This is a genomic window from Falsochrobactrum shanghaiense (assembly GCF_003149535.1).
Lineage (GTDB): Bacteria > Pseudomonadota > Alphaproteobacteria > Rhizobiales > Rhizobiaceae > Brucella > Brucella shanghaiense.
In genome coordinates, this window is the sequence record NZ_QGDB01000008.1 from 92147 (window position 1) to 104729 (window position 12583).

The following is a 12583-nucleotide window of genomic DNA, read 5'->3' on the forward strand; positions in this document are numbered from 1 at the left end:
CAGGGAGGACGCGAAGTCAGATGAGGATGTGATGCGCCTGCTGGTCGTGGAAGATGACGAGATCCTGTTGGACGGCCTGAAGGTCGGGCTGCAGATGTGCGGCTTCACGGTCGACGCCGTGACATCGGTTGCCGATGCCGACGCTGCGATCGAGGCCGACAGATTTGATGCCGTCATCCTGGACCTGATGCTCCCGGACGGAACTGGCCTCGATGTACTGGCAAGGATGCGACGGTCCGGCGACCGCACCCCTGTTCTCCTGCTGACTGCGAAGGACGAAGTTGCCGATCGAATAGCAGGGCTGGACTCGGGAGCCGACGACTATCTCGGAAAACCTTTCGATCTCGACGAGGTCGCTGCCCGGCTCCGTGCCATCGTCCGTCGTGGACACGGCAGGGCCACAGGGCTTCTCGAATGGAAGGACGTGAGCCTCGACCCGGCGCGCATGTCCGCATCGCGTGACGGCATGGCGATCTCCCTCTCGCGGCGGGAGTTCGTCATCCTGCAGGCGCTGATGGAGACGCCCGGCGTCATCCTGTCCCGGTCTAATCTCGAGGAGAAGCTTTATGGATGGCAGGAGGAGATCGAGAGCAATACGGTGGAAGTTCACGTCCACAAGCTCCGATCCAAGCTGGGCGCGAGCTTCATCGAGACCGTTCGGGGCGCAGGCTATCGATTGAGGGCGGCACAATGAACTCCATACGGATCCGGCTGTTTGCAATCCTGATTGCCACGACCGGCGCGGTGTGGCTCTTCGCTGCCGCCTGGATCTATGCGAGCACGCAAGCCGAAGTCGAGCGCGTACTGGACGCGCGCCTGATGGAAGCGGCACGCATGGTGAGTTCGCTGATCACGGATCACCAGATCGATCCCTCCGCGGCAGCCAATGCGGCAACTGCCGATACTCCCCCTCCGCCATTTAAGGAAGCCGGCGGCGGCTATAGCCGTCAACTTTCCTGCCAGATCTGGTCGCTTCAGGGCAGCCTCGTCAGCCGCTCTGAAAGCGCGCCTGCAACCTCGCTGGCGAGCCATACAGATGGCTTCGAAGAAACGGAGATCGAAGGAGAACGGTGGCGGGTCTACGCCGTCGTCAATCCCACGCTTGGCGTCCGTGTGCTGGTCGGTGACAGTCTTGAGATCCGAGACCGGCTGATCGGCGACGTCATCAAGGGACTGCTTCTCCCCGGGATCGTCATTCTCCCCGTCCTGGCAGCGTTGATCTGGTTGAGCGTCGGGCGTGGCCTTGCTCCACTGACGCGTATTGCCGAAGGGCTTGCCGGCCGTTCTGCATCCGAACTCCACCCGGTGGATGCGGGATCGGTTCCGCGGGAGGTTCGGCCGGTCATCCGGGCGCTGAACAGCCTGTTCGGTCGCGTGGCTGAAGCGCGCGACCGCGAACGGAGCTTCACCGCCTATGCAGCGCATGAACTGAAGACGCCGCTCGCAGGTCTCAAGACCCAGGCGCAGGTGGCCCTTCGAACCGACGAACCGAGCGTCCAGCGTGACGCGCTGTCTCGCATCTCCACCAGCGTCGACCGAACCAGCCGGATGGTCAGGCAGCTTATCGATCTTGCCGCCGTAGATGCGTCGCAGGACGTCACGAGCGATGAGGAGGTCGATATCGCAGTCCTTGTCGGGGAAGTGGCCTGGGAGTTGGAGAACCAGCTCGCAGCGAACGACGTCCATGTGGCGATGGAACTTTCAGACCAGGCTCAGCCACCCACCGTCATCCGGGGCGACAGGATCCTTGTTCGTCTGGTCCTCCGCAATCTGCTTGAAAATGCCATCCAGCATTCCCCAAAGGCCGGCGAAGTCAGGTGCCGCGTCCTGGCGAGGACAAACGAAGTCTGCGTTGAAATCCTGGACCAGGGACCGGGAATTAAGCAGGAGGACGAAAAGCGCGTCACGGAACGCTTCTTCCGGGGATCAAAGGCGCATGGTCATGGTAGCGGGCTTGGATTGTCGATCGTCCAGATGGCGCTCGCCCGTCTAGGCGGAAGCCTGACCTTCGAGAGAGGTGCTCGCTGGTTTGTTGCGAGGGCGTCGTTTCCGATCTGAGCCCTTGGCGGCTGGCCCTGTCCTGTTGCGCTTATGGACCCCGTCTGACCCCGACGGCTCGTAGCGCAGCATCGAGCCTGTTGCCGCCCTTGGCGTCGAAGTCACCTCTGAGCGCTTTCAACGCATATCGCTCCTGGTTGATTTCCTCCGCCGTCCGAAACCCCATGCGGCGCAATACCGGCAGGGGCGGACACCAGCCTTGGATGGCGTGCTGGAACAGGAAGCCGGTTACGATTGCCGGCAATGCAGCCATCGTTTGTCTACTGTCGCCGCCAAAATGGTCCCTGTGAATGCCAAAGAGGAGGCATTTGCTTCGAGCGTCCGCTCGATGTCCCACTCCCGATCAAGTTCCGCGAGCCTCGCTGCGATCTGGTCGGGGTGGGCTTCGTAGTAGGCGAGCCTCTCTTCCATCTGCCAGCGAAGGCGGTTGTTGATCTCGTCGGATGTCTGGGCGCTGACCCGGTTCGCTGTCGTGGCCATGGTTTTGATCTCCTTTGCGCGGGAACCCCAGGGGAAGCACAAAGTTCCGTGACCGGCCTTGAAGGTAACTCACTATATAATATATTAGAACGTATAACGATATTTACGCGGAGCTAGTTATGCCTGTCACCAGTGTATCCGAGAAGCTTTCGGTCTCGTCTCAGCCAAGCGTCGAAGACATCCGTTCGCTGCGCGCGAACGGGTTCAAGACACTTATCAATAATCGCCCGGATGGCGAGGAGCCCGGACAGCCGGGAACCGAAGCCGAAGCGCAGGAAGCAAAGCACTGCAACCTGTCCTATGCGTTCATTCCAGTCACCGGAGCCACCATCACCGAGGCGGACGTGCGCGCCTTCCAGCGCGCGATCGATGAATCTGAGGGCCCCGTCTTCGCCCATTGCAAGACCGGCACCCGGTCGCTGAACCTCTATGTGATCGGAGAGGTCCTCGACGGCCGCCTGCGTGCCGACCAGGTCATGGACTTCGGACGTGAACGCGGCTTCGACACAAGGGGCGCTGCAGCCTGGCTGGAGAAGCAGGCCCCCCGCCGACCGCAGGTCAAGGGCTTCTTCGACAAGCGCACCTGGAGCGTCCAGTATGTCGTCTCCGATCCGGAGACGGGCAAGTGCGCCATTGTCGACCCGGTTCTCGACTTCGATGAGAAGGCAGGTGCGACGGCGACGCTCAATGCCGACGCCATCCTCGACTACGTCCGCGCCCAAGGACTGACGGTCGAGTGGATCCTGGACACCCATCCGCATGCCGACCACTTCTCGGCCGCCCAGTACCTGAAGGAGAAGACCGGCGCGCGCACCGCCATCGGCGAGCGCGTCGTGGACGTGCAGAAGCTGTGGAAGGGTATCTACAACTGGCCCGAGCTTGCCACCGACGGATCGCAATGGGACCAACTGTTCGCCCACGGCGATACGTTCAAGGTCGGGTCTATCGATGCGAAGGTGATGTTCTCGCCCGGACATACGCTCGCCTCCATCACCTATGTGATCGGCGACGCAGCCTTCGTCCACGACACGCTGTTCATGCCCGACAGCGGCACGGCGCGTGCCGACTTCCCCGGTGGTGATGCACGGGTGCTGTGGAGGTCGATACAGGACATCCTCGCGCTCCCGGACGAGACGCGGATCTTCACGGGCCACGACTATCAGCCGGATGATCGGGCGCCTCGGTGGGAAAGCACCGTGGCCGAGCAGAAGAAATCCAACCCGCATCTTGCCGGCGTGAGCGAGGAGGAGTTCGTCGCTCTCAGAACCAAGCGTGACAAGACGCTGCCTATGCCAAAGCTCATCCTGCATGCCCTGCAGGTGAACATCCGCGGCGGGCGTCTGCCGGAGCCGGAAGCCAACGGCAAGCGCTACCTCAAGTTCCCGCTCGATGCATTGCAGGGGGCGGCATGGGAATGAGCACCGACCTGAAGGCAATGTTGAAGGCAGGGCTTTCCCCGGTCGAAATGGCGAGCCGCGCCGAAGAGGTGGCAAACCTCCTCAAGACGCTGTCCCATCCGGCGCGGCTGATGATCGTCTGCACGCTGGTGGAGGGAGAATACTCGGTCGGCGAGCTTGAAGAGAAGCTCGATCTGCATCAGCCACATTTGTCGCAGCACCTCACGGTGCTGCGTGGCTCCGGCATCGTCGAGACACGGCGGGACGGCAAGCAGATCTTCTATTCCCTGACCGAGGAGAAGGCGGCCCAGCTGGTCGCCGCCCTCTATGACATCTTCTGCGTGAAGGACCACACATGAGCCAGTATCTCCCATCATTGACCGGCGGCATGCTGATCGGCCTGTCAGCGGTCATGCTGCTGCTCCTCAACGGCCGGATCGCCGGGATCAGCGGCATCGTCGGCCGTCTTGCCCAGGGTGTCGGCCTGACCACCAACCTGGCCTTCGTGCTCGGCCTGCTGCTCGGGCCATTGGCCTACCTCGTCATGTTCGATGGTTGGCCAGAGGTCGAGATCACTGCAGGCTGGCCGCTGATCATCGTCGCCGGGTTGCTGGTAGGATTCGGCTCGCGGATGGGATCCGGCTGCACCAGCGGGCATGGCGTCCTCGGGCTGGCCCGCCTGTCGCCGCGCTCGATGGTGGCTGTCGCCACCTTCCTGACAGCCGGCGTGGTTGCCGTTACCCTTCTGCGAGGTCTTGGATCATGAACCGGAATATCTACCAGTTCGCTGCCGCGCTCGCATCAGGCATCGTCTTCGGTTTCGGCCTGTCCCTCTCCGGGATGCTGAACCCGGCACGCGTCCAAGGCTTCCTCGACATCTTCGGCACGTGGGATCCAAGTCTTGCCTTTGTTCTCGGCGGTGCCGTCGTCGTCGCCTTCATCGGTGTTCAGGTGATGAAGCGGATGCGACACCCGGCCTTCGGCGACAGCTTCCATGTCCCGACCAATCGGCAGATCGACCCGCCGCTCATCATCGGATCCGCCCTGTTCGGCCTCGGCTGGGGGATCGGTGGCTTTTGTCCCGGCCCGGCGGTCGCGTCGCTGCCCATCGGCATCCCCCAGACGGTACTGTTCGTCATCGCCATGCTGGTGGGCATGACCTTGCACGACCGAGTATGGAGCAGACGGACGTGACCACCTCAATTCTTGCGGCAGTCGGCTCCGGCGGGATCGTCGGCTTCATGCTCGGCCTGCTCGGCGGCGGTGGGTCAATCCTGGCGACGCCGCTCCTCCTCTACGTCGTCGGCGTCACGCAGCCGCATGTTGCCATTGGAACGGGCGCGCTTGCGGTTGCCGTGAACGCCTTTGCCAACTTTGTGAGCCACGCGATCAAGGGGCATGTCTGGTGGCGGTGCGCGGCCGTCTTCTCCGCGCTTGGCGTGGTTGGCGCGCTTGCCGGCTCAAGCCTCGGCAAGGCGATGGACGGAGACCGACTGATCTTCCTGTTCGGCATCCTGATGGTGGTTGTGGGCGCTCTGATGCTCAAGCCCAGGAAGGCAGTTGCGGTCGAATGCCGTCCTGTCGACCTCCGGATGTGCCTCGCCACCGCGGCCGTCGCATTGGCCGCGGGCGCGGCATCCGGCTTCTTCGGCATCGGCGGAGGCTTCCTGATCGTTCCCGGCCTGATGCTGGCGACCGGCATGCCGATGATCAACGCGATCGGTACCTCGCTCCTCTCCGTCGGCGTGTTCGGGCTGGCGACCGCCTTGAACTACGCCAGCTCCGGTCTGGTGGATTGGTGGCTTGCCGCCGAGTTCATTGGTGGTGGCATCATCGGCGGCGTGCTCGGAATGCTCCTCGCCACACGCCTCAGCGCCTACAAGAACATCCTCAACCGCCTGTTTGCCGCGCTGATCTTCGTGGTCGCAGCCTACATCCTCTATCGCAACTGGGGGACGTCGATGATTGGCTGAGGGCGGCCAATCTCAATGTGGCGACCTCCTGGCGCCTCATAGCGGTGCCGGCGCCGAGTGAACGTCTATTCAGGACGCCGTTAACAAAGCGACACTTACTCGGACAGAAGCAAGGACCGGCGCTGCCACATGCACAGGGGCCGCTCCTTAAGGCTGCCTTAAGGTGAGCAGGTCAAGCGACAGCTTTTGAAGGAACTCCAATGCGCCTCTTCATTGTCACCAATCTCAGACCCACCCTGATGCTGTTCACAGCGCTGCTGTTCGGTTCTGCACCACAGATCGCCGCAGCCGAGGATGTCCCGCAGCCCCAAGAGTATCCCCGGATCCTGAAGGCGATCGAGCAGCAGGGACTGACAATCCTTGGAGAGATGAAGGTGCCAGGCGGTCTGAGAGCATTCGCCGCAAAAGCTGGCGCTCAACCTCTGGCACTTTACCTCACCCCGGATGGCGAACATGTGGTCGTTGGCACACTTGTCGACGCAGCAGGACAGGACATGGCGGAGACCCAACTCAAGGAGATGGTAGAAGCGCCGATCTCGGAAGAGGGCTGGCAAAAGCTTGAGCGATCCACATGGGTGAAGGACGGAAGCCCAAACGCGCCAAGGATCGTCTACGTGTTTACCGATCCAAACTGTCCCTACTGCCACCAATTCTGGAAGTCTGCCAGACCATGGGTCGAAGCGGGCAAGGTGCAGTTGCGGCATGTCATGGTCGGCGTGATCAGACAGGATTCGCCTGCCAAGGCGGCTGCCATTCTTGAGGCTAAGTCTCCTGAGGAGGCATTGGCCGAAAACGAACACAAGTACGAGGACGGCGGCATCGCCCCTTTGGAAACGGTCAGCCCCGCAATGGCGGAAAAGCTTGAGCACAATGCCACCCTGATGACCGAGCTTGGCTTTTCCGGCACCCCTGCGATTGTCTTCAGGAAGGCAGATGGCAGCATCGGACAGATGGCTGGTCTGCCTCAGGATGCCGCGCTCGAGATGATCTTGGGTTCGAGATAGCTTAACCCGCTCCGCTCTTCTATGTCTGCAATGGGCCGACGGGCGTCATGGCGCAGAAGCGCCAATAGGAGACGTGAATTTCGGTTTGGAGGCTGGAATGGGCCATAAGCCGAAGATGAAGCAGCCGCACCAGAGAACAGACAGGGATTCTTCTCCGGCTTTACCGCTGGTACTAGACATAGCCCCAAAGCTATGGCAGGCCAAACGCAGATGGTGGAATAATGCCAAAGTTCGAAAGCGTGCTAGGGACAAGATGGGCCAGAGTAACAACAACGGCGTCAGCGCCCCTTCTTCCGAGGGAAAGAATGAGTCAGAAGGCCTGAGAAAGGCAGTCGAAGGCCTTCGTGAACTGCGGCAGATTGCTGGTAAAGGCCAGGCAGACATCGCCTCCGCACTCAACATCAAGCAGCCGTCCGTCTCAAAGATCGAGAAGCAATCAGATATGTATTTGTCGACGCTTCGCAGCTATGTCGAAGCGGTCGGGGGAAAACTTGAGCTGACCGTGAAGCTACCGAAGCTCCCCGCGCTTCGGATTCACCATCTGGGCGACCATACCGCCGCGAAGACGCGAGTCGGAGGAAGAGGCGCTGCGTCGACGGCAAGGCGACGCCATGGATGAATTGCAGCGGTCAATCTATGTGGACCGTTTTCGCCTCGCGTTCCACACTCAAAAGGGCACGGCCTTCCAGGACTGGTTTGTTCGGCTCGCCGGCTACGCATTCGGCGCGGATTTCGAGGAAGTTCGCCCTTACGGCCCCTATGGCGACCTGAAGTGCGACGGCCGCCGCGTCAGCAGTGGCTCCGTCTTCCAGTGCTATGCACCGGAGGCGATGAAGGAAGCTGACCTCATTGCCAAGATCGATGAGGATTTCCATGGTGCGCGCACCAATTGGGGCAGCGGCATGAAGGAATGGGTCTTCGTTCACAACGATGGCCGCGGTCTGCCGCCAAACGCCGTCCAGCATCTGGACGGCCTGCGCAACGCGCATTCCACAATCCAGATATCGACGTGGTCCGAACCCGAGCTTCATGCCCTCGCGATGGGCCTTGATATCTCCGCACTGCAGGCTCTGTTCGGCCTCGCGGCTTCCATCGCCATTGTCGATCGACTGGTCCTGTCCGACCTCATGCCGATCATCGACGCGTTGCAACGCCAGGATAGTCCGCCAAATCCGCCCCTGACTCCCCCGTCACCCAAAAAGCTCGAAAAGAACGCGCTCTCTGAAGAGACCGGCCTGTTCCTGCGGATCGGGCGGCGGAAGTCCAGCCTCGTCGACACCTTCTTTCGGAAGAGCCCGCGCCCTGACCTCGGCGAACGCATCGCCGAGGCGTTCCGCACGCGCTATGCAGAGTTGAAAGCGCTCGACCTGCCCGCCGACACGATTTTCAAGCACCTCCAAGACTATGCCGGTTTCAACGGCGAGCCGAAGCGCCAAGGCGCGGCGCTCGCCGTCCTCGCCTATTTCTTTGACAGCTGCGACATCTTCGAAGATCCGGTCGCCTCGGTGGGGGCGCTATGATCCTTCCGACCAAACATGTTCGACCGGATCGCGCGCTGATCGGCGTGGGCGCGGAAGTGCTCGATATCCTGAAAAGGCCTATGACCATGTCAAGGCTGTGGGACGAGGTGCGCGGTCGGCGAACCCTTCACGCCCCGAACGCTCCGATCGACTATCAGTGGTTCGTCCTCTCGCTGGACCTGCTCTACGCGATCGGCGCACTCGAATTCGAGCGCGGCTTGGTGCGGAGGGTTCAGCCATGATCCGCCGCTTCGGTAGTGACCTGGCGCCCTTTAAGACACTGACCTTCGGCCCGGGCCTCAACATCCTCCTGGCCGACAAGAGCGAAGGTTCAAACGATCGACAGTCGCGTAATGGTGCCGGGAAGACCAGCTTCATAGAGCTGGTCCATTTCCTGTTCGGCGCCGACGCGCGCAAGGAGAGCATCTTCCGTTCCGAAGCGCTGTCTCCGTCGACGTTCGATGTTGCCGTCGACGTCGCTGGCGAAACCATTTCGGCGGCTCGCAGTGGCGCGAAACCGAGCAAAATCTTCGTCAACGGCCCGGTCGAGAACTGGCCTGTCCCGCCGCAGTTCGACCAGCGTGCAGGGCTGTTCGAACTGTCGAATGAGAATTGGAAGGCCAATCTCGGTCATCTCTGGTTCGGCCTGCCGATATCGGCGGGGGATGAAGCCGAACGCTTCCAGCCCTCATTCCGGTCACTTTTCTCCTACTTCGCGCGGCGCCAACTTAGCGGCGGGTTTCATCAGCCAATGCAGCATTCGACCATGCAGCAGGCGTGGGACCAGCAGGTTTCCATCTGCTATTTGCTCGGCCTCGATTGGACGATTCCGGGCCGTTTTCAGGAACTTCGCGGCCAAGAAAAGGTCGCTCAGGAGCTTCGCAAGGCCGCGCGCAGTGGCGACCTCGGTCGTTTCTTCGGTAAGGCCGCCGATCTACGGACACGTCTGACCATCGCAGAAGCGCGCACCGAGCGGTTGCGGGCTCATCTCGAGAATTTCGAGGTCGTGCCGGAATACAAGGCTCTCGAGCGTGAAGCGAACGAGATCACGCGCGAGATTGACGCTCTCAACGTAGAAAACGTGGTCGATGGTGACCTGCTCCAGCAACTTCGCGCATCGCTTGGCGAAGAGGATGCGCCCGATCTCGACGACGTCACCAAACTGTACGCCGAGGCTGGTGTGGTGCTGCCGGACATGGTTCGCCGGCGCTTTGATGAAGTCGAACGCTTCCATCGAACCATCATAGAGAACCGCCGGGCGCATCTTAATGCCGAAATTGCCTCGGCCGAGACACGGATGAGCGAGCGAGACCAGCGCATCGCGGACCGGGACCGGCGCCGCCGGCAAATTATGGGTGTGCTGCGCTCGGGCGGCGCACTCGAACATTACACCACCTTGCGGGAAGAGGCTGGCAGGGCCGAAGCCGAAGTCGAGGGCCTGCGTCAGCGGCTTGAAACCGCCGAGCGCATCGAGAGCACGAAGGCCGAGCTCGATATCGAGCGGGCCAATCTGACCAAAGCGCTGCGGGACGACATCCATGAGCGCGCTGACGTGATCCGCGAGGCCATCCTCGCCTTCGAAGCCCTCTCGGAGTCGCTTTACGAAAAGGCTGGTAGCCTCACCATTTCCGAAACCGCCGGCGGCCCACAATTTGAGGTCCATATCGACGGACAGAGGAGCAAAGGGATCACCAACATGCAGATCTTCTGTTTCGATCTCATGTTGACGGAAATTAGCATCAGGAATGGGCGCGGACCACGCTTCCTCATCCACGACAGCCATCTCTTCGATGGTGTGGACGAGCGACAGGTGGCCAAGGCCCTTCAGCTTGGCGCGGAGCGCGCCCAGGCCGCCGGCTTTCAATACATCGTTACCATGAACTCGGACGCGCTGCCGCGGGAGGGATTCCAGCGGGGCTTTGACGTCCAAGCGCATGTCATCGACACCAAGCTGACCGATGCGACAGATACAGGTGGCCTGTTCGGCCTACGCTTCGAGTAGGCTTCCCATGCGATCTGCGCCGTTCACGCGACCGACCCTCCTTGCTGCAGTCGAATTGCTCGAATTGCACAGCCAAGCCAAGTTCAATCAGATGGTGCTGCGGCTCGGGCTTGAGGATGAGATTTCCTCAAGCACCGCCCTCAGTGTCGCAAAGAAATGCGATCTCCTCGCGCGCGCTGTCCTGCAGCGCGCGGACGTGATCCTCGACACGCTCGACGGCCGCATGACCTTGGGCGAAGCGGTGGTCCGGCAGGCAGCACAGCTGGCTCAGCAGGATTCTGCGCAGCCTCTCCAGACGGGGTTCGCGCGCGGACTTGCGCGCGACGGCTACGTTTTGGTGTGGGACGATTACGGCCGGAACGCTTCAATCCGGGCTGCCCTTCCCGGCGAGATTCAGCTCCCGGAGACCGACGACGAAGTTCATCAGCTCCTCAAACACTTCAGCTTCGTCACCCCTCTAGGGCACCTCGACCAGGCAATCGAAGCGCACACGCGCGGCGATTGGGCCGCCTGCAACGGGCAGCTTCGAACGTTCATCGAGAGCCTGTTCGACGACATTGCGCGGAATGTGCGGCCCGCGGAATCGGCGACACGTCCCAGTTCAGAAAACCGACGCGCGCTCCTCGCTGAGATCGGCTTTCTTGCAACGGATCGGAACGAATGGACCCAGGACGGAAAGAACTACATCAACGGCCTCTTCAAAATGCTGCACACCGAAGGGTCGCACCCGGGCCTATCCGATGAAGACCACAGCACCTTCCGGCTCCACGTCGTCTTGGTGACCGCCAGGACGTTCTTGCGGCGCCTCGCGAACGGCCAGTGAGAAGCCGATGGCATTCTTTTCCCAAGATCAACTGGAGGCGATTGCAGGTGCGCTGGGAGCCACCAATAACGGTCTGACCGGCCCGGAGATCGAGCACCTTCTCGCCTCTTCCAAGATTGATGATCCCGGACCCGCGACGAAGCGCATTCGCATCTACAACGCCTTTGCCGCGTGCCAGAACACAAAGCGAAATCGCACCAACATCCTCGAGTTCATTCGACTGGCGATGAAGCCGGCGCGCTACAGCCGGGAGCCTCACCGCTACGAGCCAATGCGGGCTCGGCTTAACCAGGCGTTGGCGTTCGCGGGCCTTTTCGTCGATCAGTCTGGGGAGCTGAAGATGGCTGACGCCGCCCAGACCTTACCCGAAGCACAGCGGCGTGCTCGCGATTTGCGCGCGGATCTCGAAGGACGTGGCGTGCACGCAGATGTTCTGAAATTCTGTCGCGCCGAACTTCTTGCCGATAACTATTTTCATGCGGTGCAAGAGGCCGTCAAAAGCGTTGCCGACAAGATGCGGACGCGGACCGGACTGACCGACGACGGCGCTGGGCTTGTTGACCGTGTTCTCGCAGGTAGTCCGCCCCTTCTGGCGATCAACCCACTTTCCACGGCCAGCGAGCGCAGTGAGCAGAGTGGGTTTGCCAACCTTGTCCGCGGTACGTTTGGCATGTTCCGCAATCCGACGGCGCACGAAGCCCGCATTCACTGGTCAATGTCCAAGGAGGATGCCGAAGATCTGCTGTCGATCGTATCGCTGATTCATCGGCGCCTCGACGCAGCCCATATGCCGGCACGCTTATAGCTGACCAATCCATGCTGGAGGGCAATCTTTGCTATTGGCCAAACAAGCAATATCTCTGCTCCGTGAAAGACTGTTTTCATTGCTGATATGAAAGCACAAAGCGGCATCATCACATCTGGCTGCCAATTACGGGTTTGGCGCCAAAGACGACTTGAATCAACGCACTGAGAAGGGAGAAAGGCGCTCTGCCCTCTCTCCCCCACAAGCACTAAACCGGTCTCCCCATGCTTCGGCCTGCGGCCTGCAGCACCGGCCGCATTTCCATGAAATCCGTCTCGGCCCTCCCGGTGGGTGATCCCCCTCCGGTTTAGCGCTTGTCCCCCTCTCTCCAGCTGTTCCGCACGAGCTCGGGAGCAGGAGCTGGGCTCCTGCCCTCCCTTCGATTTCGGGAGGTCAAGGAGTGATCGCTTGCGCTTGTGGAGAGGGAAAGATGTCAATCAGCATCCAAACGGGACCCCTTATCGGCGTCCAAAAAGTACCCCTCCTTTAAGTTGCAACGGTTAGCGCGCGCGGCCCTGAAG

14 protein-coding genes and 1 pseudogene are annotated in these 12583 nt (G+C 61.2%); 14 read left to right on the plus strand and 1 reads right to left on the minus strand.

Going from position 1 to position 12583, the window contains the following annotated elements; all coding sequences use genetic code 11:
* The first annotated feature begins 31 nt into the window (after nucleotides 1-31).
* A complete protein-coding gene (locus DKP76_RS16780; RefSeq protein WP_077549657.1) occupies nucleotides 32-694 on the plus strand; it encodes a response regulator in 663 nt (220 codons plus the stop codon).
* Complete coding sequence (locus DKP76_RS16785) at nucleotides 691-2058, plus strand: ATP-binding protein (RefSeq protein WP_077549656.1); 1368 nt, start codon at nucleotides 691-693, stop codon at nucleotides 2056-2058. Before DKP76_RS16780 ends, DKP76_RS16785 begins: the two co-directional genes overlap by 4 nt.
* A gap of 31 nt (nucleotides 2059-2089) precedes the next feature.
* Here DKP76_RS16785 and DKP76_RS16790 read toward each other — a convergent pair.
* Nucleotides 2090-2538: pseudogene (locus DKP76_RS16790) on the minus strand (hypothetical protein).
* Between the two features lie 119 nt (nucleotides 2539-2657).
* Here DKP76_RS16790 and blh point away from each other — a divergent pair.
* From blh to DKP76_RS16850, 12 genes are all read left to right on the plus strand, one after another.
* Nucleotides 2658-3956 carry a bifunctional sulfur transferase/dioxygenase Blh gene (gene blh / locus DKP76_RS16795; protein ID WP_109707831.1) on the plus strand — a complete coding sequence of 433 codons (1299 nt, stop codon included), beginning with the start codon at nucleotides 2658-2660 and terminating at the stop codon, nucleotides 3954-3956.
* On the plus strand, nucleotides 3947-4294 hold the full coding sequence (gene bigR, locus DKP76_RS16800) for a sulfite-sensing transcriptional repressor BigR (RefSeq protein WP_097142925.1): 348 nt from the start codon (nucleotides 3947-3949) through the stop codon (nucleotides 4292-4294). The genes blh and bigR overlap by 10 nt, the downstream gene beginning before the upstream one ends.
* A complete protein-coding gene (locus DKP76_RS16805) occupies nucleotides 4291-4701 on the plus strand; it encodes a YeeE/YedE family protein (protein WP_077549654.1) in 411 nt (136 codons plus the stop codon). The genes bigR and DKP76_RS16805 overlap by 4 nt, the downstream gene beginning before the upstream one ends.
* Nucleotides 4698-5129, plus strand: a complete 432-nt coding sequence (locus tag DKP76_RS16810; protein ID WP_077549653.1) for a YeeE/YedE family protein — start codon at nucleotides 4698-4700, stop codon at nucleotides 5127-5129. The genes DKP76_RS16805 and DKP76_RS16810 overlap by 4 nt, the downstream gene beginning before the upstream one ends.
* Nucleotides 5111-5908, plus strand: coding sequence for a sulfite exporter TauE/SafE family protein (locus DKP76_RS16815; protein ID WP_077549652.1), 798 nt, complete (start codon nucleotides 5111-5113; stop codon nucleotides 5906-5908). Before DKP76_RS16810 ends, DKP76_RS16815 begins: the two co-directional genes overlap by 19 nt.
* A gap of 200 nt (nucleotides 5909-6108) precedes the next feature.
* A complete protein-coding gene (gene dsbG / locus DKP76_RS16820) occupies nucleotides 6109-6912 on the plus strand; it encodes a thiol:disulfide interchange protein DsbG (RefSeq protein ID WP_077549651.1) in 804 nt (267 codons plus the stop codon).
* A gap of 97 nt (nucleotides 6913-7009) precedes the next feature.
* On the plus strand, nucleotides 7010-7531 hold the full coding sequence (locus DKP76_RS16825) for an XRE family transcriptional regulator (RefSeq protein WP_425349416.1): 522 nt from the start codon (nucleotides 7010-7012) through the stop codon (nucleotides 7529-7531).
* Nucleotides 7524-8432: an ABC-three component system protein gene (locus DKP76_RS16830; RefSeq protein WP_109707832.1), complete on the plus strand. Its 909-nt coding sequence runs from the start codon at nucleotides 7524-7526 to the stop codon at nucleotides 8430-8432. Before DKP76_RS16825 ends, DKP76_RS16830 begins: the two co-directional genes overlap by 8 nt.
* Nucleotides 8429-8674: an ABC-three component system middle component 6 gene (locus DKP76_RS16835; protein WP_109707833.1), complete on the plus strand. Its 246-nt coding sequence runs from the start codon at nucleotides 8429-8431 to the stop codon at nucleotides 8672-8674. The genes DKP76_RS16830 and DKP76_RS16835 overlap by 4 nt, the downstream gene beginning before the upstream one ends.
* Nucleotides 8671-10434 carry an ABC-three component system protein gene (locus DKP76_RS16840; RefSeq protein ID WP_109707834.1) on the plus strand — a complete coding sequence of 588 codons (1764 nt, stop codon included), beginning with the start codon at nucleotides 8671-8673 and terminating at the stop codon, nucleotides 10432-10434. The genes DKP76_RS16835 and DKP76_RS16840 overlap by 4 nt, the downstream gene beginning before the upstream one ends.
* A gap of 7 nt (nucleotides 10435-10441) precedes the next feature.
* A complete protein-coding gene (locus DKP76_RS16845) occupies nucleotides 10442-11257 on the plus strand; it encodes a hypothetical protein (RefSeq protein WP_109707835.1) in 816 nt (271 codons plus the stop codon).
* A gap of 7 nt (nucleotides 11258-11264) precedes the next feature.
* The gene (locus tag DKP76_RS16850; protein WP_109707836.1) at nucleotides 11265-12062 is read left to right on the plus strand and encodes a TIGR02391 family protein; all 798 of its coding nucleotides are present in this window, start codon (nucleotides 11265-11267) and stop codon (nucleotides 12060-12062) included.
* Nucleotides 12063-12583 lie beyond the last annotated feature (521 nt).

What these genes read in the sequence shown, in the direction of transcription:
- DKP76_RS16780 (WP_077549657.1), top strand. Translation starts at nt 32, where the DNA reads ATGCGCCTGCTGGTCGTGGAAGATGACGAGATCCTGTTGGACGGCCTG.
- DKP76_RS16785 (WP_077549656.1), top strand. Translation starts at nt 691, where the DNA reads ATGAACTCCATACGGATCCGGCTGTTTGCAATCCTGATTGCCACGACC.
- blh (WP_109707831.1), top strand. Translation starts at nt 2,658, where the DNA reads ATGCCTGTCACCAGTGTATCCGAGAAGCTTTCGGTCTCGTCTCAGCCA.
- bigR (WP_097142925.1), top strand. Translation starts at nt 3,947, where the DNA reads ATGGGAATGAGCACCGACCTGAAGGCAATGTTGAAGGCAGGGCTTTCC.
- DKP76_RS16805 (WP_077549654.1), top strand. Translation starts at nt 4,291, where the DNA reads ATGAGCCAGTATCTCCCATCATTGACCGGCGGCATGCTGATCGGCCTG.
- DKP76_RS16810 (WP_077549653.1), top strand. Translation starts at nt 4,698, where the DNA reads ATGAACCGGAATATCTACCAGTTCGCTGCCGCGCTCGCATCAGGCATC.
- DKP76_RS16815 (WP_077549652.1), top strand. Translation starts at nt 5,111, where the DNA reads ATGGAGCAGACGGACGTGACCACCTCAATTCTTGCGGCAGTCGGCTCC.
- dsbG (WP_077549651.1), top strand. Translation starts at nt 6,109, where the DNA reads ATGCGCCTCTTCATTGTCACCAATCTCAGACCCACCCTGATGCTGTTC.
- DKP76_RS16825 (WP_425349416.1), top strand. Translation starts at nt 7,010, where the DNA reads ATGGGCCATAAGCCGAAGATGAAGCAGCCGCACCAGAGAACAGACAGG.
- DKP76_RS16830 (WP_109707832.1), top strand. Translation starts at nt 7,524, where the DNA reads ATGGATGAATTGCAGCGGTCAATCTATGTGGACCGTTTTCGCCTCGCG.
- DKP76_RS16835 (WP_109707833.1), top strand. Translation starts at nt 8,429, where the DNA reads ATGATCCTTCCGACCAAACATGTTCGACCGGATCGCGCGCTGATCGGC.
- DKP76_RS16840 (WP_109707834.1), top strand. Translation starts at nt 8,671, where the DNA reads ATGATCCGCCGCTTCGGTAGTGACCTGGCGCCCTTTAAGACACTGACC.
- DKP76_RS16845 (WP_109707835.1), top strand. Translation starts at nt 10,442, where the DNA reads ATGCGATCTGCGCCGTTCACGCGACCGACCCTCCTTGCTGCAGTCGAA.
- DKP76_RS16850 (WP_109707836.1), top strand. Translation starts at nt 11,265, where the DNA reads ATGGCATTCTTTTCCCAAGATCAACTGGAGGCGATTGCAGGTGCGCTG.